General features: G+C 50.9%; 24 protein-coding genes, 2 tRNA genes and 1 rRNA gene. 15 read left to right on the plus strand and 12 right to left on the minus strand.

The window, feature by feature from the left end; genetic code table 11:
- Positions 1 to 4 precede the first annotated feature (4 nt).
- Entirely contained in the window at positions 5 to 295 is a 291-nt protein-coding gene (locus HPY73_08015) for a DUF211 domain-containing protein (protein QLH75384.1), read from the plus strand.
- Here HPY73_08015 and HPY73_08020 read toward each other — a convergent pair.
- From HPY73_08020 to HPY73_08035, 4 genes are read right to left on the minus strand one after another with little or no spacing between them, the layout of a single operon-like run.
- Positions 283 to 576, minus strand: coding sequence for a signal recognition particle subunit SRP19/SEC65 family protein (locus HPY73_08020; protein QLH75385.1), 294 nt, complete (start codon positions 574 to 576; stop codon positions 283 to 285). The genes HPY73_08015 and HPY73_08020 overlap by 13 nt on opposite strands.
- 34 nt (positions 577 to 610) lie before the next feature.
- Positions 611 to 994, minus strand: coding sequence for a 30S ribosomal protein S8e (locus HPY73_08025; protein QLH75386.1), 384 nt, complete (start codon positions 992 to 994; stop codon positions 611 to 613).
- 47 nt (positions 995 to 1,041) lie between these two features.
- The gene (locus tag HPY73_08030) at positions 1,042 to 1,683 is read right to left on the minus strand and encodes a metallophosphoesterase family protein (GenBank protein QLH75387.1); all 642 of its coding nucleotides are present in this window, start codon (positions 1,681 to 1,683) and stop codon (positions 1,042 to 1,044) included.
- Between the two features lie 49 nt (positions 1,684 to 1,732).
- Positions 1,733 to 2,638, minus strand: a complete 906-nt coding sequence (locus HPY73_08035; GenBank protein ID QLH75388.1) for a hypothetical protein — start codon at positions 2,636 to 2,638, stop codon at positions 1,733 to 1,735.
- Between the two features lie 128 nt (positions 2,639 to 2,766).
- Here HPY73_08035 and HPY73_08040 point away from each other — a divergent pair, with 128 nt between their 5' ends.
- The gene (locus HPY73_08040) at positions 2,767 to 3,273 is read left to right on the plus strand and encodes a hypothetical protein (GenBank protein QLH75389.1); all 507 of its coding nucleotides are present in this window, start codon (positions 2,767 to 2,769) and stop codon (positions 3,271 to 3,273) included.
- Between the two features lie 4 nt (positions 3,274 to 3,277).
- Here HPY73_08040 and HPY73_08045 read toward each other — a convergent pair whose 3' ends face one another.
- The 3 genes from HPY73_08045 to HPY73_08055 form a co-directional block, all read right to left on the minus strand.
- Positions 3,278 to 3,898, minus strand: coding sequence for a translation initiation factor IF-2 subunit beta (locus tag HPY73_08045; GenBank protein ID QLH75390.1), 621 nt, complete (start codon positions 3,896 to 3,898; stop codon positions 3,278 to 3,280).
- Between the two features lie 72 nt (positions 3,899 to 3,970).
- Positions 3,971 to 5,575, minus strand: a complete 1,605-nt coding sequence (pyrG, locus tag HPY73_08050) for a CTP synthase (glutamine hydrolyzing) (GenBank protein QLH75391.1) — start codon at positions 5,573 to 5,575, stop codon at positions 3,971 to 3,973.
- A gap of 198 nt (positions 5,576 to 5,773) precedes the next feature.
- Positions 5,774 to 7,253: ribosomal RNA gene (locus tag HPY73_08055) — 16S ribosomal RNA — on the minus strand.
- Positions 7,254 to 7,806: 553 nt separating this feature from the next.
- Here HPY73_08055 and HPY73_08060 point away from each other — a divergent pair.
- Positions 7,807 to 7,893, plus strand: a tRNA-Ser gene (locus HPY73_08060).
- A 104-nt stretch (positions 7,894 to 7,997) separates the two neighbouring features.
- Here the strand turns inward: HPY73_08060 and HPY73_08065 are convergent.
- Complete coding sequence (locus HPY73_08065) at positions 7,998 to 8,387, minus strand: hypothetical protein (protein ID QLH75392.1); 390 nt, start codon at positions 8,385 to 8,387, stop codon at positions 7,998 to 8,000.
- 157 nt (positions 8,388 to 8,544) lie between these two features.
- Here HPY73_08065 and HPY73_08070 point away from each other — a divergent pair, with 157 nt between their 5' ends.
- Genes HPY73_08070 through HPY73_08085 form a run of 4 tightly spaced genes read left to right on the plus strand, consistent with a single transcriptional unit; the run spans position 8,545 to position 15,339 of the window.
- Positions 8,545 to 10,107, plus strand: coding sequence for an SAM-dependent DNA methyltransferase (locus HPY73_08070; protein QLH75393.1), 1,563 nt, complete (start codon positions 8,545 to 8,547; stop codon positions 10,105 to 10,107).
- A complete protein-coding gene (locus HPY73_08075) occupies positions 10,100 to 11,353 on the plus strand; it encodes a restriction endonuclease subunit S (protein ID QLH75394.1) in 1,254 nt (417 codons plus the stop codon). The genes HPY73_08070 and HPY73_08075 overlap by 8 nt, the downstream gene beginning before the upstream one ends.
- 3 nt (positions 11,354 to 11,356) lie before the next feature.
- On the plus strand, positions 11,357 to 14,440 hold the full coding sequence (locus HPY73_08080) for a type I restriction endonuclease subunit R (GenBank protein QLH75395.1): 3,084 nt from the start codon (positions 11,357 to 11,359) through the stop codon (positions 14,438 to 14,440).
- Positions 14,437 to 15,339, plus strand: coding sequence for a DUF91 domain-containing protein (locus HPY73_08085; protein QLH75396.1), 903 nt, complete (start codon positions 14,437 to 14,439; stop codon positions 15,337 to 15,339). Before HPY73_08080 ends, HPY73_08085 begins: the two co-directional genes overlap by 4 nt.
- A gap of 519 nt (positions 15,340 to 15,858) precedes the next feature.
- On the opposite strand, the gene HPY73_08090 is transcribed toward HPY73_08085, so the two are convergent.
- On the minus strand, positions 15,859 to 16,995 hold the full coding sequence (locus tag HPY73_08090; GenBank protein ID QLH75397.1) for a citrate synthase: 1,137 nt from the start codon (positions 16,993 to 16,995) through the stop codon (positions 15,859 to 15,861).
- 167 nt (positions 16,996 to 17,162) lie between these two features.
- Between HPY73_08090 and HPY73_08095 the strand changes: the two genes are divergently transcribed.
- The 3 genes from HPY73_08095 (at position 17,163) to HPY73_08105 (ending at position 18,788) form a co-directional block, all read left to right on the plus strand.
- Positions 17,163 to 18,428 carry a tRNA (N(6)-L-threonylcarbamoyladenosine(37)-C(2))-methylthiotransferase gene (locus HPY73_08095; protein QLH75398.1) on the plus strand — a complete coding sequence of 422 codons (1,266 nt, stop codon included), beginning with the start codon at positions 17,163 to 17,165 and terminating at the stop codon, positions 18,426 to 18,428.
- Positions 18,429 to 18,467: 39 nt separating this feature from the next.
- Positions 18,468 to 18,540, plus strand: a tRNA-Gln gene (locus HPY73_08100).
- Between the two features lie 23 nt (positions 18,541 to 18,563).
- Entirely contained in the window at positions 18,564 to 18,788 is a 225-nt protein-coding gene (locus HPY73_08105; protein ID QLH75399.1) for a hypothetical protein, read from the plus strand.
- Here HPY73_08105 and tgtA read toward each other — a convergent pair.
- The gene (tgtA, locus tag HPY73_08110) at positions 18,775 to 20,742 is read right to left on the minus strand and encodes a tRNA guanosine(15) transglycosylase TgtA (protein QLH75400.1); all 1,968 of its coding nucleotides are present in this window, start codon (positions 20,740 to 20,742) and stop codon (positions 18,775 to 18,777) included. The two genes, HPY73_08105 and tgtA, sit on opposite strands and share 14 nt — an antisense overlap.
- Before the next feature lie 110 nt (positions 20,743 to 20,852).
- On the opposite strand from tgtA, the gene HPY73_08115 reads away from it, so the two are divergent.
- Genes HPY73_08115 through HPY73_08125 form a run of 3 tightly spaced genes read left to right on the plus strand, consistent with a single transcriptional unit; the run spans position 20,853 to position 22,055 of the window.
- Positions 20,853 to 21,080 carry a hypothetical protein gene (locus HPY73_08115; protein QLH75401.1) on the plus strand — a complete coding sequence of 76 codons (228 nt, stop codon included), beginning with the start codon at positions 20,853 to 20,855 and terminating at the stop codon, positions 21,078 to 21,080.
- Between the two features lie 45 nt (positions 21,081 to 21,125).
- On the plus strand, positions 21,126 to 21,482 hold the full coding sequence (locus tag HPY73_08120; protein ID QLH75735.1) for a peptidyl-tRNA hydrolase: 357 nt from the start codon (positions 21,126 to 21,128) through the stop codon (positions 21,480 to 21,482).
- Entirely contained in the window at positions 21,483 to 22,055 is a 573-nt protein-coding gene (locus HPY73_08125; GenBank protein ID QLH75402.1) for a DUF99 family protein, read from the plus strand.
- Here HPY73_08125 and HPY73_08130 read toward each other — a convergent pair.
- Together HPY73_08130 and HPY73_08135 are read right to left on the minus strand one after the other, a co-directional pair.
- Entirely contained in the window at positions 22,052 to 22,687 is a 636-nt protein-coding gene (locus HPY73_08130; GenBank protein ID QLH75403.1) for a hypothetical protein, read from the minus strand. The two genes, HPY73_08125 and HPY73_08130, sit on opposite strands and share 4 nt — an antisense overlap.
- Positions 22,688 to 22,829: 142 nt before the next feature.
- Positions 22,830 to 23,576 (minus strand): HesA/MoeB/ThiF family protein, encoded by a 747-nt coding sequence (locus HPY73_08135; GenBank protein ID QLH75404.1) that lies wholly within the window; start codon positions 23,574 to 23,576, stop codon positions 22,830 to 22,832.
- Between the two features lie 276 nt (positions 23,577 to 23,852).
- Between HPY73_08135 and HPY73_08140 the strand changes: the two genes are divergently transcribed.
- Together HPY73_08140 and HPY73_08145 are read left to right on the plus strand one after the other, a co-directional pair.
- Positions 23,853 to 24,281 (plus strand): 30S ribosomal protein S12, encoded by a 429-nt coding sequence (locus HPY73_08140; GenBank protein ID QLH75405.1) that lies wholly within the window; start codon positions 23,853 to 23,855, stop codon positions 24,279 to 24,281.
- A 37-nt stretch (positions 24,282 to 24,318) separates the two neighbouring features.
- Positions 24,319 to 24,876: a 30S ribosomal protein S7 gene (locus tag HPY73_08145; GenBank protein ID QLH75736.1), complete on the plus strand. Its 558-nt coding sequence runs from the start codon at positions 24,319 to 24,321 to the stop codon at positions 24,874 to 24,876.
- Positions 24,877 to 24,889: the final 13 nt, after the last annotated feature.

Here is a 24,889-nt window from a genome sequence, read left to right on the forward strand (position 1 = left end):
CGAAATGACTGAAATCAAGAGATTGGTCTTGGACGTTTTGAAACCTCACCATCCTTCCATAATCGAACTGGCGAAGAACCTCAGCGTTGTCGAAGGGGTCTCTGGCGTCAATTGCAGCCTCCAGGAGGTCGACCAGGAGACCGAGAGCATCAAGATCACCATCGAGGGCAATAATGTCAATTGTGATATTGTTGAAGAGGTGATCACAGAATCAGGTGCGGTGATCCACTCGGTCGACAGCGTCTCTGCTGGAAAGAAGCTGGTAGAAGAGGTAGAGACCCCTCAGGACCGCTGAGACCTTTTCATCAGCTCGGCGACCTTGACCAACAGTAGGGCCTTCTTCATCTTTTTCTCCACCAGGACACGTCCTCCATGAGCATACCAATTCCCGGGATATGCCTTGTCCGATTCGACCTTATGCTCCAGCCCTAGCTTTTTTACGGCGAGCGCAACCATATCGAGCGTGGGCTGATCGATGGCGAGCGACCTAGAGACCTTACGGCCTTCCGCCCTGGTCCTTGCAGAATCAAAATACTCGGGCCAAAGCACCCAGGCCTTCTCCTCGTCCAGGGGCATGGCTCATACAACCTGATGACAGGTTAAAATGGTTTCACTCCTTGACGAGGACGGCGCTGATGGAACCATCCTGTCCAGGCCTTGACGTCACCTTCGCGAGCCCGACCTCGGTCTGGATGATGGCGCCCTTGTTTATGATATTGCGCTGAACGTAGTTGGGGTTCGCGGAGTTCTTCTTGACGGTCACGATCTTGACGCGCGTGGTCTTGTTGGTGGCGGGGTCTACAACGTTTGCGTACATCGCCCTGAGCATCCTGACCTTGGTGTTGCCTCCGCGGGTCCTCAGGACCTGCTTTCGTTCCTCTCCGATAAGAGTGAATGACGGCTCGCTGCCGATCTCGAACCTTCTCTTCTTCCTTCCCAGGCGCAGCCTTCCGCCAGATGGCTTCCTGTGGGACTTACCCTGCCATAGTGCCATGTCTATCCTTCGCCTCCTAATTAAAATGGTGTATAAATATTATTGTCTCAGTCCACCGCCCTATCAAGCAGTCTGACCATCACCTTATCGGTAATTTCCAAGATCCCAGCATGACCGTCCTTTGCGGCCCCAGGGTTCATGAACGTCGTCCCATCCTTCATTACTATCCCTCTGGCCTCATGTATATGCCCTGACAGCACAAGCTCAGGTTTGAACCTTTCCACGATCTTTCTGATGGCCTCGCTCCCGCCCTTGTGACCAGATATCGTCTGGTCGTTGATCCCCAGCGGGGGACAATGAGTGAAGAGAAGACATCCAGGTATCATCACGGAGGACAGTACCTCAAAGATATGTTCTTCGGTCATCTCGTTCGGCGTGTTGAACATTGTGAGGTTGGAACCACCGAACCCCACCACATCCTTTTCTCCTATCTTGACACGTCGGGCATGTATGCATTCCGCACCTCTTGCTATGTTCTCGAACGTCAGTGGCGGGTCGCAATTACCAGGGACCGCATAGACCTTTCCTGGTAATGACCTTAGGAAATCCTCCGCCCATCCCCCTGGCCCAAAATGTGTGATGTCACCGAGGACGATGACGCCATCAGCATTATGCTCTTTAAATAATCTATTCACCCATATCGACACATTGTCGCGTCTGTGAACGTCCGAGATCACGATGAATTTCATCTGAATCGTGATACGCGATGACATCGCAAAAGATTAATTTTTCATCTTGTCAAAAAGGGAGATCTCCTAAGATGAACAGGTGGGAGATGAGGAAACCTATGAGCGCGCCACCATTAAGGAAGGGGAGCCCGGCCTGAGGTCGCCCTTTGGACACCAGCACCATCAACAGAACGAACCCGATCACGCTGCCGAGCATCGTTCCAAAGGCAACACTGAGAGATGATGTTGTGTAATCATTGCCGTCGGCCAAAAAGACCGCAGCGGACACGACCAAGATCCCAGGGATGACAGCGTCCCCCACCCCCATCATGATCGTCGTGCGTCCTTCTTGTTCATCTTTCCGCAGGTCCAGGTCATCAAATTCGCTCATATCATATTTAAGATCTCGAGGCACGATGAAAAGAATGGGCAACCTGAGTTTCGTGACCCCCTCCGCAAGGGTCAACATATGCTTTGTGCGATAGACCGCGACAGCATCATATACGGCCAATGCCACGAGCAGGACCATCGCCGGCACCACCCCGAGGGAGACCCCTAGTATCGCCGCCGAACCGAAACCAACTATGAACCCGATAGCATTGATGACCATCCATGTCGGTCTGTTCCAGAGCAGGAAAGTAAACGCTAGCGCGATGGCCGTCGACACCGTCTCAGCGACCGCCCAGCTCCCTGAAAGTGTAATTGTCATCGGCAGGAACACGATGAAAAGCGTCCCGAAGATGGCCAACATGAACAGTGCCCGCACCATCGATGCTCTCGCATATTTCATGAGCACTAAAAGGCCGGCAGTAGCAATGATCAGATAGGCCACATAGATCAGCGGATTCACTGGGTCCCCGGGGTCTTCAAATGCCTGTATCCCCATCTCATTGAGCAATGGAACATAGGCGAGCGCTGCAAGTTGTACAGTTATGAACAGCATGAAGACGCCCAGGTATTGGGACCGCGACCTCATTGCAGCGCCCAGAACAGTTGGGAATCATAATGCTTTCGAGAATATTACGCCAAAGCTGATTACATGACCGTCAAAAGAGCGGCTCAGTATTATGTTTTAAACTCTTCTTTACTGGGACGAAGAGCAGGATGAAGAATAATAAACTTGTCGAGAGGCTTGAAAGAGCGAAGGACGTTATAGAAATATTCGAGGTCGTAAAAGAGGCGGCCAGGGACAGCAGGTTCGGTTCAAGGGCAGGTCTCATGTTAGGCCTTGCTGACCTTGGCGGTGGTGATGGCCACTGGATCGGGGGCCTATACCCGATTGCTTCAAATGTGATCGTGCTGAACAGAAAGCCGTTGAGCATTATCAAGGTGAGCAGACCAGAGATCTACAGGTCATATGTCTTTCATGTCCTATTGCATGAGTACATCCACGCCCTTGGCGTGACCGATGAGGATGAAACAAGGAGCATCGCATACAGGATCACCAAGGAACAATTCGGCGACGGTCACTTGGCGACGGCGATGGCCAAGGATATAACCAGCATCCTTCCTTACATCACTTATCCTGGGCAGAGGGATATGATAGATGATCCCTCTTTCGAGCTGGTCAAGGGATTCGACCGGTCCAGCACGGACCGATACATATATTGAAAGGTCAGTCCCTGGACACCGTGGCGAATGCCACATTGCCTGAGACCTTTGATATCTTGACCTTGACCTTGGCGCCTTTCACGGTCCCAGGGACATAGATGATGTAGTCCCCGACCCTCGCCACCCCATCTCCCTTCTTCCCAACATCGTCGATCAAGACCTCGACCACGACACCCTCTTTCAGCACATTCTTCTCGACGGTCTTGGCTGTCTTTTTGACCTTGACCGGCCTGTGGGCGCCGCATGCCTCGCATTCGAGTATGAGCACGCGCCCTTCTTTGTTGATGTGAGTATCTGGCCTGCCGCACTCCGAACAAAGGACGAAGGTCTCTGTGTAATTCTGGATCTTCTCTGATATCTGCTGTCCTGTGAGCCTTGCCTTGAATATGACCCTCTGGCCCTCGAGGGTGCCAGGTGTCCCGAGCTCTTTCAGCAGATACTGCAGAAGGTGGTCAGGCTCTCTTCTGAGCGCGTCCACTATGTTCCCGAAGTTCCTGACAACGGTGGTCTTCCCTTCCTGGAAGACGTCCGGTTCCGGAACGGTAAAACGCTCATGCTTTTCGATGGTCTCTGGAAGCTGGGCCTTTGCCCTGTCAAGCAATGAAAGGTAATCATCCTCTGTCATTCTGATCGAGGCTCCCAAGACCCACATCAAATATAAATGTTCCTAAAAGGGCCATGATTGCTGGCCCATCATTCAGCCATATCTCCTTTTCACCGCGGCCTTTACAAGGCCCAGGTGCAATGGCGATGGCCTGTTAGGTCTTGACTTGAACTCTGGATGGAACTGCGAGGCCACGTAGAATGGATGGGATTCCAGCTCCCCGATCTCCATCTTCACACCATCGGCCGATCGGCCTGTGAAATGCCACCCCTCCCTCTCGAAATCTTCGATGTATTTCGGATTCACCTCATACCTGTGCCGATGTCTCTCCATGATCAATGCCGAACCATACAGCTTGAATGCCCTCGAGCCCTCCCTTACCACAACGGGCTGTGCACCGAGCCTCATCGTCGCCCCCATCTTCGTAACGTTCTTCTGCTCAGGTAGGAGGTCTACGACTGGATGAGAGGTCCTAGGGTCGAATTCGGTGCTGTTCGCGTCAGCCATCCCCAGAACGTTCCTCGCAAACTCGATCGTGGCTATTTGGAACCCAAGGCAGACCCCTAGGAATGGAACCTTCTCGGTCCTCGCATAATTGGCGGTCATTATCTTGCCCTCTATGCCTCTAGAGCCGAACCCTCCGGGGATCAAGACCGCATCTGCTTTCTTAAGGTCGTCCGTCGGACCAAATTGTTGGACGACCTCTGAGTCCACGAAGACGACCTCGACCTTGGTCCCCGCTTCCGCACCAGCATGGTGGAAGGCCTCCATGTGGCTGATGTAGGAATCGCCCAGGTGGGTGTATTTGCCGACCAATGCGATCCTGACGGTCTTGTTCGGGTTAACTATCCTGTGAGCGAAATCACGCCATTCCGTCAGGTCGGGCCCTTTTGCCGTCAGCTTTAATCTGTTTATTATATAGTCAGTGATCCCCTGATCGTTGAGTATCATTGGGACCTCATAGATGGACCTTGCATCAGGGCAGGACACCACCGCCTCGACCGGTACATCGCAGAACAGCGATATCTTCTTCTTGATGGATTCCTCAAGGGGTTCCTTTGCCCTTGCGACGATGATGTCTGGCTGAATACCGATGGCCCTAAGTTCCTTAACCGAGTGCTGGGTCGGCTTGGTCTTCTGTTCGCCCACAACGCCCATGATGGGCACCAGGGTCGTATGGACGAAAAGGCAGTTCTCGCCTTTGCCCATCTCTGTGTTCATCTGCCTCACGGCCTCTAGGAATGGCATCGACTCGATGTCTCCAACTGTCCCTCCCAGTTCTACGATGCACACCTCGGCCCCCGTGGCCTCGGCAACATTGATGATTTGATTTTTGATCTCGTTGGTGATATGGGGTATGATCTGGACGGTCTTCCCAAGATAATCTCCCATCCTCTCTTTCTCGATGACTGCCTTATAGACCTTGCCAGTGGTGATGTTATGATTGCTCGTCAGGTTGACATCCAGGAACCTTTCATAGTTTCCTAGGTCCAGGTCTACCTCGCCCCCATCATCCAGGACGAACACCTCACCATGCTCGAACGGGTTCATCGTCCCTGCATCAATGTTGAGATAGGGGTCGATCTTGATGGCAGTGACCTTGATCCCCCTCGACTTCAACAGGCGCCCGATAGAAGAGCTCGTTATCCCTTTTCCGAGGCCTGATATGACACCGCCCGTGACAAAAATATATTTCATGCACTCACGGGAATGGTCCATATTCCAGCACGATATTTAGAACTTCTCATTGCCAGTCGTTAGAAGTCTAAACACCGCTCATACTATGCCAGAAATGAATAAAAATTGTGAACGAAGGACGATCGATGTTTCTTTGGTGCTTGGTAACCCTACCGGAATTGGTGGGGGAAACACACGAAATGCCATCGGTGTTTCCCCTTGCGTAGGAGGTGATCCATCTGCAGGTTCCCCTACAGATACCTTGTTACGACTTAACCCTCCTTGCTGAATCTCAGTTCGAATACCCCAAATTGAGATACCCTTACTGAAACCCAACTCGGGTGGTTTGACGGGCGGTGTGTGCAAGGAGCAGGGGCATATTCACCGCGGATTGTTGATCCGCGATTACTACGGAATCCAGCTTCATGAGGGCGAGTTACAGCCCTCAATCCGAACTACGATTGGGTTTCGGGATTGCCGTCACCTTTCGATGTAGGAACCCATTGTCCCAACCTTTGTAGCGCGCGTGTAGCCCAGGAGATTCGGGGCATACGGACCTACCGTTGACCTCTCCTTCCTCTTTCTTAGCGAAAGCGGTCCCATTAATGTGCACTCCCTCCGGAGAGAAAGTTAGCAATTAACGGTGAGGGTCTCGTTCGTTATCTCACTTAAGAGAACGCCTTACGGTACGAACTGACGACGGCCATGCACCACCTCTCTAAAAATCAGGCAAGGTCATCAGCCTGGCCTTCATGTAATAGTCGCTCCTGGTGAGTTGTCCGGCGTTGAATCCAATTGAACCGCACGCTCCTCCCGTTGCGGTGCTCCCCCGCCAATTCCTTTAAGTTTCATCCTTGCGGACATACTCCCCAAGCAGCAGGCTTAACAACTTCTCTCCGGCACTGGGCGCCCACTAAGGACCCCCAACACCAAGCCCGCAGCGTTTACACCCTGGACTACCGGGGTATCTAATCCCGTTTGCGCCCCAGGGCTTCGTTCCTCACCGTCGAATTCGTTCTAGTCAGACGCCTTCGCCACCGGTGGTCCTTCTAGGATTACAGGATTTTACCCCTACCCCAGAAGTACCTCTGACCTCTCCCGATCCCAAGTCTTGCAGTCTCCCCGGACTTCGGACAGTTAAGCTGGCCGATTTACCCAAGGATTTACAAGACCGGCTACGAACGTTTTAGGCTCAATAATATCGACCACCACTCGGGCCGCGGGTATTACCGCGGCGGCTGGCACCCGTCTTACCCGGCCCTTACTTCTCCTGTTTTTTAGACAGGGGAACAGCCAACACAATGTGCTGGCACTTGGAATTCCCTCATCGGGGTTTCCCCCATTGTGAAGTTTTCGCGACTGCTGCGCCCCGTAGGGCCTGGACTCATGTCTCAGAGTCCATCTCAGGGCTCCCTCTCTCAAGGCCCTTACGCGTCATTGGCTAGTGGGTCCGTTACACCCACTACGACCTGATACGCCGCAGACCAATCCTTAGGCACCGGAGTTTTGGACCTACAAGCATTCCAGCATAGTAGATCTATGGAGTATTATCCTCAGTTTCCCGAGATTATCCTCCACCTAAGGGCATGTTATCCGCGTGTTACTGAGCGGTCCGCCGAGTCCTTGCGACTCTCGACTCGCATGTCTTAATCGAATTCCAATAGCGGTGGCCGCCGGCAGGATCAACCGGAATCGATCCTTTGTCGATAATTCCTGATTATCTTTTAGGATTACACACTTTTTAGGATTTGGCAGGATTACCAAGTTTCACCGGCGATACCACTTCTCGATATCGCCATCGATCGTCAGAGCAAAGAGGTCACGTCCGAAAGACGGGGATCTTAGCTCTCCACTTTTCGTTCAATCGCGCAGACCAATTTTACGCGCCTGTTTCTTTCGACCAGTTGTCGCGTTTTGCATTATGTTCCGCGCAGGATGCCCTTAACCTCGGACTAGTATATAACCGTTTCGAGTCATACACTTTTTACGGGTTTTCGACATCATTCTGAATTAATTTAATACATCCGAGTATAAATCCCTTTCTTTTAGCAATCCAGCAGCGTATATTTTTGTACTTCGATCCTCATAGATATTTATGAATTGATCATAGAAAATAAATCACATTTTTTTGCAAATAAGACGTTTATGCATCTTGATCATTTTATAAAGGCCATACATAGTATAAAAGATGATCACACCGTCTAAATAATGGCAAACATTTAAGAATGACATGGCATTACTCAGAGCCCTAGGCGGAGATGGCCCAGCTCGGTAAGGCGCTGGATTGCTAATCCAGTGTCCGAAAGGACTCGGGGGTTCAAATCCCCCTCTTCGCGCCATTTTTAATCTAGCATCCAAATAATATGTCTTGATCAAAAGGTTATTTGTACTTGGGAGGATGGTGCAGAAACGTAGAAAAATTCTTTTTTATAATCGGCAACGATTACTTCGAAGAGGGAATGATGTAAGATAGCAGCTCTCCGACGAGGTCAAACAATGGGGCTAATGCTGGGTATAGCACGCTCCAGACAACGTCGATTAATATAGCATACGGTAGGATTGATGCCATATCGGTCACCGATCCGAACTCGAAGACCCCACCAAAGAATATCATATAGAATCCAATGAGTGGGTTGCATTCATTACTAACTTGAGCGTAGATAGTAATCAATCCAATTATCAACATAGCTATTTGAATGATAGATGCCACTCGTTCGCCACTTGGGTCGCCATCTGAATTGAACTGTGACAGTATAGCGAGCACTGCTCCTGTTATTACTGTTAAGATAATGGCGTTGACGCCCCACTCAGTAAGTTCGAATTCATCCTTCAATGACATGGGATATCATAGATAATTAATAAGAAATTTTAATTAATAATATTTATAAAAATCTCAGCTCAGATTTTATAATAAATATCGTTCAAGTTAGTTGATAGAGAATCGTGAGAAAATCGTTAAAATGCACATATCCGATGCCTAGCTGAGTGCTATGGCCAGGGGAAAATCGAAGAAAAAAGGCAACGGCGTCGAGCTTGATTTCAGACAAAAGCTCTGGGAGGCGGCCGATAAATTGCGGAACAACATGGACGCCGCCGAGTACAAGCATGTCGTTCTGGGATTGCTCTTCCTCAAGTACATAAGCGATTCCTTTGAGGAAAGGCATAACCAATTGCTACTGGAGTTAGAGCAAGGTGCTGACCCTGAAGACCCGGATGAATATAGGTCCGTGAACGTCTTCTGGGTCCCGAAGGAGGCAAGATGGAGCTATCTTCAGGCTAACGCCAAACAGCCGACGATCGGCACGTTGATCGATGAAGCTATGATTGCCATTGAAAAGGACAACCCCTCGTTGAAGGGCGTCCTGAACAAGGACTATGGAAGGGCAACGCTCGACAAGCAGAAGTTGGGCGAGCTTGTCGACCTCATCGGGACAATCGGACTAGGCGACGCCGAGAACAGATCCAAAGACGTGCTTGGCCGAGTCTATGAATACTTCCTCTCGCAGTTTGCATCGGCTGAGGGCAAGAAGGGAGGTCAGTTCTACACGCCTCGTTGTGTTGTCCAATTGCTTGTCGAGATGCTCGCGCCGTACCATGGCCGCATCTATGACCCCTGCTGCGGCTCAGGCGGTATGTTCGTCCAGAGCGAGAAGTTCGTTGAAGTGCATGGTGGCAGGATCGGGGATGTGTCCATATATGGACAAGAATCGAACCCTACCACCTGGAAGCTGGCGAAGATGAACCTCGCTATACGTGGCATTGATAACAACCTAGGACCAGAACCTGCTGACACCTTCCGTCGGGACCTTCATCCGGACCTCAAGGCCGATTTCATCCTTGCAAACCCGCCGTTCAACATGAGAGACTGGGGACAGGAGGCGCTCAAGGACGACGTGAGATGGAAGTTCGGCGTCCCGCCAAAGGGCAATGCCAACTTCGCCTGGGTGCAGCATTTCATTCATCATCTCTCTCCTACAGGTATGGCGGGTTTCGTGCTGGCCAACGGCAGCATGTCGTCAAATCAATCCGGTGAGGGCGAGATCAGGAAGGCGATATTGGAGGCGGACCTGGTAGATTGTATAGTCGCGCTGCCTGGACAGTTGTTCTATTCGACCCAGATACCGGCGTGCCTTTGGTTCTTGGCCAGGGACCGACATAATAACAAGTTCCGCGACCGCCGGGGGCAGGTGCTGTTCATTGACGCTAGGAAGATGGGGACGATGACAGATCGGGTGCATCGTGAGTTGATGGATGCGGATATCCAAAAGATCGCCTCGACCTATCATGCCTGGCGGGGTGATAAGGAAACAACAGATGAATACAAAGATGTTCCTGGGTTCTGTAAATCGGCAACCCTCGAAGAAATTGCGAAGAGCGGTCATATATTGACGCCTGGTAGATATGTAGGGGCCGAAGATTTGGAGGACGACAGCGAGGACTTCGAGGAGAAGATGCGCTCATTGACAGCGCAGCTCAAGGAGCAGATAGAGAAAGCTAGTGAGCTTGACCGTATCATATTGGGGAACCTTAAGGAGCTGGGGTTTGATGAGTGACTGGGTAAGTCTACCTTTATCGGATGTGGCGGATTTAATAAGGAATCAAATCAAGCCAAGCGAAATGAGCGATGAACTTTACATCGGACTTGAGCATATAGGTCAAGGAACATTGAATCTTATCAACGTGGGTTCATCATTGGAAGTTGCTAGTAATAAGTTTCGATTTAGAGAAGGTGATGTACTTTATGGAAAGCTAAGACCATATTTTAGAAAAATCATTTATGCAAAATTTGGTGGGTTGTGTTCAACCGACATCTGGGTATTACGAGCAAAAGAGGGCATCGATTCCAGATTTCTTTTTTACATGACAGCCGACCCCTCATTTACAGAGATGGCCAATAGGTCATCTGAAGGAACTAAAATGCCAAGAGCAAATTGGGATTATGTCTCATCTCAATCATTTTTAATACCTCCCATAAATGAGCAACGCGCCATCGCTCACGTCCTCGGCACCCTTGACGACAAGATCGAACTCAACCGGCGCATGAACGAGACCCTCGAAGCCATCGCCCGCGCTATCTTCAAGTCCTGGTTCATCGACTTTGACCCCGTCCGAGCGAAGATGGAGGGGCGGAAGCCCTTTGGCATGGACGATGAGACGGCTGCATTATTCCCTGATTCGTTCGAGGAGTCGGAGATGGGGGAGATACCGAAGGGGTGGCTCACACTTCCGCTTGACCATATAGCCGATTTTAAAAATGGTCTGGCTCTTCAAAACTATCCTCCAGACGAAAGAGGATTTCTTCCAGTTATTAAAATCGCAGAATTATCAAGAGGGATTACTGATTCTTCTGATAAAGCCAGTATCGATTTACCTGGTGATTGTGTCATAAACGATGGAGATATCATTTTCTCGTGGTCTGGAACCCTTGATGTTATCATATGGGCTGGTGGAAAGGGAGCGCTTAACCAACATCTATTTAAAGTAACATCAAAGGACTACCCAAAATGGTTCTATTACCAATGGATACGACAATACCTCTCCACATTTCGAGAAATTGCTTCTGAAAAGGCTACAACAATGGGACATATCCAACGTCATCATATATCCGAGGCACTTGTCCTAGTGCCACCAAACAATCTTCTGAAAAGAATGGATGCAATCATCGAACCGATGATGTCTAGTATTCTAAACAATGCTCTTGAAGCACGGACCCTATCCTCCATTCGTGATATGTTAGTCCCGAAACTAATATCTGGGGAGATTCGCCTCAGAGAATTCAGAGATGATGGTGGGGAGTGAGCAATGGCATTGACCGAGGCGCAGCTGGAAGAAATGATACTTGAGCACTTCAAGGAGATCGGTTACCAATTAGCCTTTGGTCCAGATATAGCCCCGAACGGGGAACAGCAAGAACGGGAGGATTATGGGCAGGTCGTCCTTCTCGGTCGATTGCGCAACTCGTTAAGGAGACTCAATCCGGGCCTCGACGCAAATGCTCTGGCCGAAGCTGAGCGCCGTATCATTCATACCACTTCTCCATCACTTCTCAGCAACAATCGCTCCGCGCACAAAATGCTGATCGAGGGCGTACCGATAGAGAGCAGACGCAAAGATGGCAGTACGCAGCACGTCAATGCGAAGATCATCGATTTCGATAATCCATCCAACAATGAGTTCCTAGCGGTCAATCAATTCACCGTGGTCGAGAACAAGATCGAACGAAGGGCCGACATCGTTCTTTTCATCAATGGTCTGCCGGTCGTCGTCATAGAGCTTAAGAACCCGGCAGACGAGAAGGCAACGATATGGACGGCCTTCAATCAGTTGCAGACATACAAAGCTCAGATACCTTCGCTTTTTCAGTTCAACGCGTTCCTCGTTATCTCTGACGGCATAGATGCCCGCATGGGCACGATCAGCGCCGACAAAGAACGTTTCCTTCATTGGTTGACAATGGATGGCAAAGACCTTGCTTCTGCGACAGCATTGCAGAGCGAGGTCCTGCTGAAGGGGATGTGCGACAAGGGACGCCTCCTTGACATAATCAGACATTTCATCGTGTTCGAGGAGACGGACAAGGGCCTCCCCATCAAGAAGATCGCCGGGTACCATCAATATCACGCTGTCAACCATTCTGTCGCGGCGACGCTCAAAGCCTCTTCGGCTCAAGGGGACCGGCGTATCGGGGTTGTCTGGCATACCCAGGGCTCAGGCAAGAGCCTGACCATGGTCTTCTATGCTGGAAAGCTGGTTCTTGAGCCGTCTCTGCACAATCCCACCATCGTCATCATCACGGACAGGAACGACCTCGATGACCAGCTTTTTAGCACGTTCAACAACTGCCATGAGCTGCTACGGCAACATCCCGTGCAGGCCGCGTCCTCAGAGCATCTCAGGGAGCTCCTGAGGGTCGCATCTGGAGGCATCATATTCACAACGATCCAGAAGTTCCTTCCTGAGGGAGATAGGAACGCTGTTCTATCCGATAGGCGCAACATAGTTGTAATCGCGGATGAGGCGCATCGGAGCCAGTACGATTTTATAGATGGCTATGCCAGGCACATGAGGGACGCGCTCCCTAACGCTTCATTCATCGGTTTCACGGGGACCCCGCTGGAGCTCGATGATAAGAACACCCGCTACGTCTTTGGCGATTACATCAGCATCTATGATATACAGAGGGCGGTAGAGGACGGCGCGACCGTCCCTATCTACTACGAGTCGCGCCTGGCCAAGATAGAGCTGCCCGTCACAGAGCGGCCCCATCTGGATGCGCAAATCGAGGAGTTAACCGAAAGTGAAGAGCTGACAAGGAAAGAGCAACTCAAAGCCAAGTGGGCCGCGCTGGAAGCACTTGTCGGCTCAAACAAGCGCATCAAGCTAATTGCCAAGGACATCGTAGATCACTTCGAGAAAAGGCAGCAGGCAATCGAAGGGAAGGCGATGATTGTCTGTATGAGCAGGCGCATCGCCATCGAACTCTACTACGAGATAATCAAGCTCAGGCCAAATTGGCACAGTGAAGATGACGACAAAGGGGTCATCAAGATCATCATGACTGGCTCTGCGTCGGACCCGGTCGAATGGCAGAAGCACATCAGGAACAAGGCGAGGCGCGAGAAGCTCGCAATCCGTTTCAAGGACCCTAAGGACGATTTCAAGCTGGTCATCCTGCGCGACATGTGGCTCACCGGGTTCGACGTTCCATGCCTGCATACTATGTACATTGACAAACCTATGCAAGGTCACGGCCTGATGCAGACCATCGCCCGCGTAAACCGCGTCTTCCGTGACAAGCCAGGCGGCCTCATCGTCGATTACATCGGTCTCGGTGACCAGTTGCGCAGCGCCATGGCCTTCTATACTCAAAGCGGTGGAAGGGGATCTACGGCTATCGATCAGGAAGAGGCTATAATGGTCATGTTGGAGAAGTACGAGATATGTCGCGACTTCTTCCACGGTTTCGACTACAAACCATATCTGGTCGGTGACGCGAAAACGCGCATCAAGATGCTCCCAGCGGCGCAGGAGCACATCCTGTCCAAGCAAAGTGGGAAGGACAGGTTCGTCAAAGCGGCGGTCGAGCTATCCAGGGCATTTGCCTTGGCCGTCCCAAGCGATCAGGCTCTGAAGATCCGGGATGAGGTCGCATTCTTCCAGGAGGTCAAGAGCGTTCTTATTAAGTCTGGAAGCTATTCTGTTATTGAAAAGGACATCGAATTAGCGGTCAGACAGATAATCTCTGGGGCTCTCCTCTCGGATAGGGTCATAGACATCTTTGAGGCCGCGGGCCTGAAGAAACCGAACATTTCCATACTGTCCGATGAGTTCCTGGCGGAGGTTCAGTCCTTGCCTCAGAAGAACCTCGCTCTCGCGCTGTTGCAGCGCTTATTGATGGATGGGATCAGAACCATTACGAAGAAGAACCTCGTTCAGGCCAGAGCGTTCTCCGACCGGCTGATGGAGGCAATAACCAGGTATGAGAAGCGTGCTACAGATACAATGGAGATCATCCAGGCGCTAATTGAGTTGGCCAAGGACATGCGTGAAGCAAGCAAGCGAGGGGAGGAGTTAGGCCTAAGTGAAAGAGAGCTTGCATTCTACGATTCGCTTGGGACAAACGATTCTGCGGTTGCGCAGATGGGAAATGCCACCCTTTGCACCATTGCTAAGGAGCTCGCCAAGATTGTCAAGCAGGATGCGACCATCGACTGGCAATACCGTGAATCGGCACGTGCGAAGATGCGAACCCATGTCAAACGCCTCTTGCGCAAGTACAACTATCCACCGGACAAGCAGGATGCCGCCGTCAAGACGGTGATCGAACAGGCGGAATTGTTGTCCCAGGAGATTGTTTCCGAGGTCTCCCAGGAGGCCATTATATGAGCGATATCAAATTGTTTAAACTGGAAGGAGAAAAGGTATCATTGCTCGAAGAGCAATCGATGGAGGTCGAGAAGGGCCTTCAAAGATTAATCGAGAGACATATGCCAAGGCTCATTGGGGTGACATTCTTGGCCTCCGAATATGGAACGGGGAAGACACATGGTGGCCGCATTGACTCACTGGGTATCGATGAAAATGGATGCCCGGTCATAATTGAGTATAAGAGATCGATCAACGAAAATGTGATCAACCAAGGTCTATTCTATCTTGATTGGTTGCTCGACCACAAAGCAGAATTCGAATTGCTGGTCCAAAAGAAGATAGGACCAAAAAAGGCCGAGGAGATAGAGTGGTCACAGCCTCGGCTCCTTTGCATTGCGGGGGACTTCACGAAATATGACGAATATGCGGTCCAACAAATCAACCGAAACATCGAACTGATCCGTTATATCAAGTATGGGGACGACATCCTGTTATTGCAACTGGTCAATTCTTCCATAGCATTCGTTCCAGAACAAAAAGTTAAGAAGGGAAAGGGACAGGACAAGACTGTCTCGGAGGACCTGGATGAGGCCGATGAGTCGCTTAGAGACCTCTTCGAATCCCTCAAGGATTTCATCTTCTCATTGGGTGATGACATCCAGTTGAATGTCCTGAAACATTATTTTGCTTTCAGGCGCATCAGCAACTTTGCCTGTGTCGAGTTCCGACCCAGGAACCATGCGATCTTGATCTACCTAAAGGTCGACCCAACCACTATCGAACTTGAGCCGGGATTCACTCGGGATATGAGGGAGATTGGTCACTATGGGACGGGAGACCTAGAGATCATACTTCATAATAAAAAGGACCTAGAAAAAGTCAAACCGTTCATCGTAAAAAGTTACGAGTCGAATTAAATCACTCAGATACAAAGATGCTGAATAGTCAATGAATCTTCGGATGGCCACCCACCGAGTGGAACTATGGCGGCTCCGATAGGAGTATTGGGATGGTTCGGGATCTTTACCAGCTATTTTTATATGGCGTTCATTGGTCAATATCGTTGGATCGATTTCGATACAATGGTAAGACCTCTGTTGCAGAGGCTTTCAACTTTATTGAGATAAGCCTGAAATAATACCAGACCCCGACAAATGACAAAAATGGGCATGGAACCCACCTCTATTTCAACATATGGGGGCGTGGTGGAGGATAAGGACAGGTCAGGAGATACTTGCCTATGTTAAAGGATATACACATGGCGGTCGACCAATGAACGGATCGCTAATGATCATTTTCTAACAATTTGAATAATTATTGATATGCTCAAATCAATTAACGCGAGCATCGGAGGAATGCCCCCATGTACCATGATCGGAAACATCTTTGATGCCAGTTGGGGGCATCATTTCCTAGTTTTCCATGAGGATGTTCGATCACTGCCTCTCGTCGATGGGGACGAACGGTCGCTCGAACTCTCCTACGTAATCAGATGAAGGTCTTAACAGCACCGCATCCTCGTATTGTTCTATCACATGGGCCACCCATCCCGAGATCCTGCTGGATGCGAAGAAGGGCGTGTAAAATTCCTTTGGTATCCCAATGGCATCCATCGCGACAGCGGCATAGAAGTCAAGGTTGGGGTAGATCTTCTTCCTGTCATAGACGATCTGCTCGATCTTCATACATTTGTTGTAAAGGTCCATCGTCCTTTCCCTGTGGCAAAGGTTCTCCACCATACACCGCAGGTGCTTGGTCCTTGGGTCCTCGGTCTTATATACCCTATGGCCGAACCCCATGATCTTCCTGTTGTCGTCCAATAGCCCCTGTATGTATTCCTCTACATCTTTTTGATATTCTATCTTCTCCAGCATCTCCATGACCTTTTCGCTGGCGCCGCCATGCAAAGGCCCTCTCAACGTGCCGATCGCGGAGGTGACGGCCGAATACATATCAGCGTTGGTGCTCGCGGTGACCCTGGCAGCGAACGTCGACGCATTGAATCCATGGTCGGCGTGTAACACCATCAGGCGATGCATGACATCCGCCTCGGCGGCCTCGGGGCAGCGTCCAGTGAACATGTAGAGGAAATTCTCAGCGAATGTGAGACCTTCCTTGGGGGTCGGAACGGTGCCGTCCTTTCGAATTCTATACAGTGTAGCTACTATCGTAGGCACCTGAGCAATGAGCCTTGTGGCCCGCTTAAGGTTCGCTTCGTCCGAAAGATCACATGGGTCAGGATCGAACTCTCCGAGCCGGGAGACCTCGGTTCGTAGTACATCCATGGGATGACCGTTCACCGGTGCCGACCTGATACCTTCGACCACTTCCTTGGGCAATCTCATCTCTCTGATGAGGTCCGAGCTGAACTTGTCAAGTTCCCTCCTGTTCGGAAGCTTTTTATGGATCAGAAGGTAGGCCACCTCGGAATAGACGACCTTTCCCACCAGGTCATCTATGTTGTATCCGAGATAGTAAAGGAAGCCGGAAGGATGGACGAAACTTATCCTTGTTTCAGCCGCGGCAACATCTTTCAATCCCCTCACGACAACCCTTTCTTTATTCTCGTTCATATCAATAGACCATCCTTCTCGACCAGCTGTTTGACCGAGGTCGATAAAACATGAGGGACCGCATAATAAGATTTTCCCCAAAACCTATGACCGACTAAAGCTCCAACTTCTTTTGGGACGGAAGAACACATGCACAAATTAAATAATTGGAACAGATAGGACACCGCGTGCGGTTCTATGAAGAGACCTTTGGATGCACCATGAACCAAGGGGAAAGCAGACAATTAGTAAGGGCCCTCATCGAACTCGGGCATATGAGGGTCTTTACCCCTGAAGAGTCAGATCTTGTCCTGATCAATACGTGCGTTGTCATCAGGCCCACTGAGCTGAAGATCATGAAACGTCTCCGGGAGGTCAATCAGCTCGGTAAAAAAATGATCATCGCTGGATGTCTTCCAGCTGTCAGCAGAGCGTCCCTTCGAAAGGAATTCCCTGAGGCAATGATAATCGACCCGGGTCATTATGGTAATTTTAAAAATGAGGTGATGGAGCGGTTTGGTAAGGGAGACACCTCATATAATAAGCTCATCCCCCAGATATCTGGGATACTTCCAATATCCCAAGGTTGTCTGGGCAATTGCACATATTGTCTTACAAAGGCGGCGCGTGGCGATCTTTCAAGCAGACCAATCGAGATATTGGTGGCGACCGCGTCAGAGCTATTGAAGGAAGGTTCAAAAGAGATACTTGTCACAGCTCAGGACACCGGGTGTTATGGTTTCGATAAGGATGCAGACCTCCCAGAGCTATTGGGGAGATTGTCCTCGATCGATGGCGAGTTCTTCATAAGGGTCGGAATGATGAACCCTGATTCATTAGAACCCATACTTGAGAGAATGATAGAGGCGTACGCCTCGCAAAAGGTGTACAAGTTCCTACATCTCCCAGTGCAGAGCGGGAGCCCAAGCGTCCTTAAAAAGATGGGCCGTGGCTATTCCCCATCGGATTTCATGAGACAGGTCGAGAGGTTCAGGGACAGGTTCCCAACGATGACCATTGCCACGGACATCATCACAGGATTCCCCGGGGAGACGGATGAGGACCATGAGATGTCCATGGACATCATCAAAAGGACAAGGCCAAACATAGTCAACGTGACCAGGTATTCAGCCAGGCCTGGGACTCCTGCAGCAAGGGCCAAGGAGCAGGTACCTCAAAGGATATCCAAGGACCGTTCAAGAGACATGACCGAACTAAGGTTCGAAATTGCAAAAGAGCACTATTCACAGTTCATAGGAAGGACGATGCGCGTGCTGGTGACCGAGGTCGGGAAAAAGGACACGGTCATTGCTAGAAGTATCGAGTACATCCCAGTGGTGGTCCCAAAGAAGGACATAGGGATAGGACAAACGATTGAGGTGGAGATAACCTCTGCCGCGTCCACGCATTTATCCGGGAGACTCTTGAGGCCCTCCTTGCAGGGCGTTCGATAAATTCTTTTTTTATATTCGAAGGTTCATCAGCGGCAATATAGCCCCGTAGTGTAGTGGTCAATCATGCTGGCCTTTGGAGCCGGCGACGCCAGTTCGAATCTGGCCGGGGCTACTTCAGTTCATGAAGGTATAGGGATGACGGTCACCTGCACGATAGAGATCGACCTACGGGACGAGGCAGAGGCAAGAGCGGTCCTAAGGTCGATAGAGCTTGACAACGGTCCTTATGCCAGGGCCGAGGTCGACGGCCAGATCCTTAGGCTCGAGGCCGAGGCAAGATCGATGATGTCGATGTTGCATACCCTCGAAGACCTTCTTACATGTCTCAAGGTCGCGGAAGGCATGATCAAGCTGAAGTGACCTCTTTCTTGACCCCTTCTCGGACCCTTATCGCCAATCCTTTTTTGAATCTCATCGCTTCATCAGAGGTCAGGATCAGCTTCCCTATCGCGACAAGGTCGTCCTCATCGTCAACAATGATGACCTCATCACCAGGTCTAAGCATGTCATCGCAACAGACGATGAAACCGCACATCACGTTCTTGCCATCCCTGTTGAACGGGACAGAATCCTTCACAACGACCGCCCTCAACCGGGGGGAAGGAAAAGCTTTCAGCAACCTCCTTGCGCCTGGAGGTCTCAATGTGAAGAACCCATCCTCTGCCCTCATGGATGCCACATGGTCTCCATCGACGATCACGTTCCTTATCTTGTCGGTGTTCTTGGATTTCACCAGCTCGACCTTTCCAGAGAACAGTGCATCCGCCGCCCCTTTTCCGAACTGGTAATCAGCGACGGCCCTTATCCTCAACATGTCTAGGTCGAATCCGACCTTTGGCCTTGAAAGGGCGCCAAGCATTTCGCATGTGCTCTCACCATCGTACATACAGGAGAGGCCATAATGATGGGTATGCGCCAATCCTTCCATCTCCTCCCTGATCTTCTCGAACGTATCCCTGTCCCGTATCGCCGGGAAGAGCGATTGCGCTATGGGATAGATCTCGTCCAGTTCTATCGGCACTGGTCCGAACTCGCTCATGACATAGAAGTGGGAGTCAGCTACCGCCAGGATGCCCTTCATGTTCTGAGCGTGATATCTGGAATAGGGTTTCTCCCCACCCTCGAATACGACCATGACGTCCGTCTTCGGGGCCGTGTAACGCTGCTTTATGCGTTCTGATACCCTGCTCATCGCGGGCCGGTTCAAGGTTTCTGGACCGGTATAAAAAATAGCACCATCTCTGCTCAGCGGCTCGAACTTTTCAAGGAACTCGGTGTGGGCCTTCAATCGTCTGAGCCCATCCAAGAGCGCGGGATGGGAGCGGCATCTCTGTTCGGCAAGTTCCCATATGTTGCCCTCAAGGACCGCTCGTCTGACACGGTCCATCTCCATCTTTGAAATGTAGAGGTTATGCCTGGCGATGAGCTCCCAACGGTCTGCGGGTTTCATCGCCTTGATCTGGTCTACGGTCCTCCCCACGCAGGCAGGGCAATCGCAATCCAGGACCTTCAGGTCGGACAGATGCATCGTCCTCTCCACCGTCATGTATCTATCGTCCCTGGCGAACTTTGCATACGACGCCGAATCGAACATGTCACACCCTAAGAGGACGGCCAAAGAGAACAGCATCGGATGTCCGGCCCCGAAAAGATGCACAGGTCGGTTGGGAGGGAGCCCTTTTTTTGATGCAATGATCACATCGACAAGATCAGAATATCTATAGGACTCCATGAGCGGAACGACGCCACCGATCGGATGTACGTCCACATCAATATCCCTAAGGGAGGTGGCGCACCTCTCTCTCAGGTCGGGGAAAATAGATCCCTGGACGACGCCGGCGAGCATCATATCTCCCTTCATGTCCGCCGCTTCTTTTGTCCTTTCCAAGGTGACATCCACCGCCTTTGATGTCCTTTCCCAGTTCCATTCAGGCTCGGTGAAGATGTCAAGCACGGTCCCTATGTCGGTCCCTATGCTCTTCTGGAACTCGACCATCTCATCATTCCTTACCTTGACCTCCCCATACATGTGGCTTTGGAAGGTCCCCGAGTCGGTCATAATGACACCAGGGAAGTCCAACATCTCGTGCAGACCTTTTTCCAACGCTTCTTTTCGCATGGCCTCATCATTTTTTATGATGTAGGAATTGGTGATGATTGCATCGAAGCCGAAAGTATCATGGAGCTCCCTCGGCCTGATGGTCTGAAATCTCGGGTTGACCACCGGCAGGAGCGCAGGGGTCTCGAGGACCCCGTGTGCCGTATCTAGCCTGCATATCCTGGCCAACCCGTCTCTTTTAATGAGCTCGAACATCGTTCGGGTATCGACTTTGGATATAAAACCTATCGATGGAAAATGGCACGATGATGATTCAGGAACTATCTCGATAAGAATGAAATACCACTTTATCGACTCCTTCCTTGATGCCTGAGCTGGAGACCCTTCTGCTAGAATGTCCAAGCTGTTCTATCTTGATAGATGTCAAGATTCAAGACTGTAAGGATGGAAGAGAATTCCAATGCCCCATCTGTGGGGAGATGGTCTGCTTTGAGATCCCGGAGGAGCAGTTGGAAAGGACCATAAACGAGGTCATAAGAAGGCAGCAGGCGGAGCTGAAAAGGGCATTCCGTCTGAGCTTCGGTGATGTGTGAGGGAATCATTTTTTACTTGTCAGGACATCTTCCACGCTGGCAGATCTGATGGAGCACAAGATGGTCATCGTGGTCAGGAAGGATATCAAGCTCTCGCCAGGCAAGATGGCGGCGCAGGTCGCGCACGCAGCGGTGAACTGTGCCCTGAGCGCTAAGAAGAGACAGCCGGACCGGTTCGATGCCTGGTATGAGGAAGGACAGAAAAAGGTGGTGGTGAAGGCAAGGGACCTTCAAGAGCTCTACGAGATCAAAGAGATGGCAGAGTCATCCGGCCTCATCAGTTCGTTGATCACTGATGCAGGGCACACAGAGCTCCCTCCAGGCACCATAACGTGCCTCGGGGTCGGACCTGCACCAGAGAAGGATATAGATAAGGTCACTGGACACCTGGGGCTGATGTAAGTGAAGGACCAGGTGCGAGTCCTAGGGATAGATGATGCGCCCTTCAATTTCTATGACGACATCGTCCCGATAGTAGGGGCGGTCATACGATGCCCTTCGTATGTCGAAGGCATCATGACCGATGAGGTGGAGATCGATGGAACTGATGCGACCCGGACAGTGATAGAAATGGTCAACGGCTCCCGATACAAGGAACAGGTCCGTCTCATAATGATCGATGGGATATCTTTAGGTGGGTTCAACGTCGTCGACATACAGGACATCTTCTCATCGACGGGCATCCCTGTTGCAACGATAACGAGGGATAAACCAGACCTGGCAGAGATGAAGGCGGCGCTTAGGAAGCACTTCGATGACTGGGAGCAAAGGCTGGAGATCTTATCCAGGGCGAAATTGGTCGAGGTGTCGACCGAGCACAGACCGATACATGTGGATTATGAGGGGATAGAGTTCGATGAACTGGTCCGGGTTATCAGGGGCTGTACGGTCCTGGGAGCCCTGCCTGAGCCTTTGCGGATCTCCCATCTGATCGCGACCGCGATGGTCAGGGGCGAATCAAAAGGGGATGCTTAATCGAAAGAGAGCTGATCTCTGAGGTTTGCGGTCAAGGCGAGGTCTCCATCTTTGTCGACCTTGACGAACAATTCTGCATCCGAGACCCCCATTTGCCTGACATGTATCGATATCCTTTGCTCAGGGAGATAGAGGAGCTTCTTGCCATTGACGTCCTTTTCTATGACAGGATGCCCTTTGCCGCTCAATATCTCCACGACCTTACTTCTGGCAGAATCTGCATTCATCCTCACCGATCTCCTATGCGTCCGGTCGAAGGACTCCTTCATCCTATCATTATACGCAAGGACAACGATGAGCAATATGACCAACGTCGCGAATACCGCAAAGGTCAATGGTTTTTCGGGGTCCAGACCTTCATAGATCGACAGCATGGAGACCGCAAAGACGCTCACCTCGGTGATGTAAATTATCCCTAGCATGCTGGTTATTATCGCTCTCGAAACGACGTCCCTGCTCCAACATTTATAGCCGAGCTCATGGATCTTTTTTGCAGGAAAGAGCATAGATGCTGCGGCCAAGATACCAACGAACAGGAATACCGGGAACAGAGGTTCAAAGAGCACATATGAGAACATCATCAAAGAAAGCATGGATGGAACTATCACGCCCAGTCCATACTCGATCTGCATCCCTGCCCGCTCAATTAATAACTCCTCTTCGGAGCCATGGCTCGAACTCATCCCATCCCGATTCAATAACGCAACACTTACTGATAAACATTTCAATAATGATATCGCTCAAGATCCGAAATCCGAAGTGCGCGCCGGACCTTCAACGTCCGCATACGATACAATCAGGGGCCCTCTCCACATCTACGACCTCGAAGTGCATGCTAAGAAGGTCCCCTATAAGCAATCTCCCGACCAAAGCACCATCGGCATCGACGATCAGCTTGATCGCCTCTGCGGCCTGTATACACCCGAAGACCCCTGCAGTCGCTCCGATTATGGGGGTCGGTCGGTCTACCTCAGGAACCCTCTTAACTAGGCATGAGATGCAAGGCGTTGCGCCGGCAAGGACCACCGTCGCCTGCCCCCTCCAGCCTTCCACGGCTGCATGCACGAGCGGTATGCGATGATACAAACAGGCTCGATTGACAATGAACCTTGTGCTGTAATTGTCAAGACAATCAACGACAACGTCTGAACCTATGAGAAGCTCATGGACATTTTCGTCTGTTATCTCCGCATTATGCACGATCACATTGGTAGAGCTCGACATTTTCCTGAGCTTTCTTGCAGCACTTTCGACCTTTGGGGAAGAAGCGTCACAATCCTCCTCCCAATGCAAGACCTGCCTGTTAAGGTTTGATATCTCCACAGGGTCCTTATCGATCAGCCTTATCTCACCCACTCCCGCGGCCACAAGGTATTGGGCTGCAGGAGAACCCAGTCCACCTATTCCACATATGCTTACGACCGACGCCCCTAGCTTTCTTTGACCTTTCTCCCCGATCTGTGGGAGGATCAACTGTCTGGCAAACCTCATTTGGGCGTTCTCTTCGAGTTTTTCTTTCATCCGATCGGGACGATATCGTGCATGCATTGAATAAAATATATGTACGATATCACAGACCACGCGATAACCCTCTAATCGACAATATCTTGAGGGCATCGATCTGCCCCTAAGGCGAGGGGCATGACCGAGGCACTGTGTTCACATATCTGGCCACGACCTACGGAGCATGTGTCCGTAAAGGGGCCATATCATGTCTGAACACGCTTCGGAAACCCTATAGCATTAAATAGGAAATGCGTAATAGGGCATTCGCTTCCGATAAATAGAGGTGAAAGTGTGGCAAGAGGACTTTACACTGCCAGAAAGTTGAAAAACGACAGGCAGAAATTCAGATGGAGTGACAGCTCATACAAGCGCAGGCTATTGAAGCTCAAAGAGAAGTCGGACCCTTTGGAGGGCGCTTCTCAAGCTCGTGGTATTGTTCTTGAAAAGGTAGGTATCGAGGCAAAGCAGCCGAACTCGGCCATCAGAAAATGCGTCAAGATACAGCTGATAAAGAACGGTCGCCAGATAACCGCTTTTGCTGTTGGGGATGGCGCCATCAACTTCATCGATGAGCATGACGAGGTCCTTGTTGAGGGCATCGGCGGAAGGATGGGACGTTCTTATGGTGACATCCCTGGTGTACGTTACAAGGTCATCCAGGTCAACAATGTTTCCCTGAACGAGCTTGTCAGGGGAAGGAAAGAGAAGCCGGTAAGGTGAGCAATTGACAGAAGGACCAATCATTCAGACCAACAACATACTTGTGTTCGGCAAGTACGGTCTCACTGACATAGTCATAAAGGACGGCGGGCTCGCGAAATACATCAACCTCAACCCAGTTATCGTACCACACTCCACCGCGAAGCATGCGAACCGCTGGTTCGGCAAGTCCAAGGTGAACATCGTTGAGCGCCTCATGAACAACATGATGCGGACAGAGGTCTTCACGGGCAAGAAGATGAAGACCTACAGGGCCGTCAAGGACGCCTTCGCCATCATCGAGGCCAAGACGAAAACCAACCCCGTGCAGGTGCTTGTCGAGGCACTTGAGAACGCAGCCCCACGTGAGGAGATCACAAGGCTGCAGTTCGGCGGGATATCGGTCCCCAAGGCTGTCGACATCGCGCCGTCAAGACGTTTGGATATTGCATTGAGGAACATTTGCAAGGGAGCCATCCAGGCCTCCTTCAAGAACACGAAGCCCATCGAGCAGTGCCTCGCCGACGAGATCATCTTTGCGGCGAAGAACGACATGAACAGCTTCGCCGTCTCCAAGAAGGAAGAGGTCGAGAGGGTCGCCCAGTCGGCCAGGTAAAATTGACATTGAC

The organism is Methanomassiliicoccales archaeon, assembly GCA_013415865.1.
In the GTDB taxonomy this organism is placed as follows: domain Archaea; phylum Thermoplasmatota; class Thermoplasmata; order Methanomassiliicoccales; family UBA472; genus MVRC01.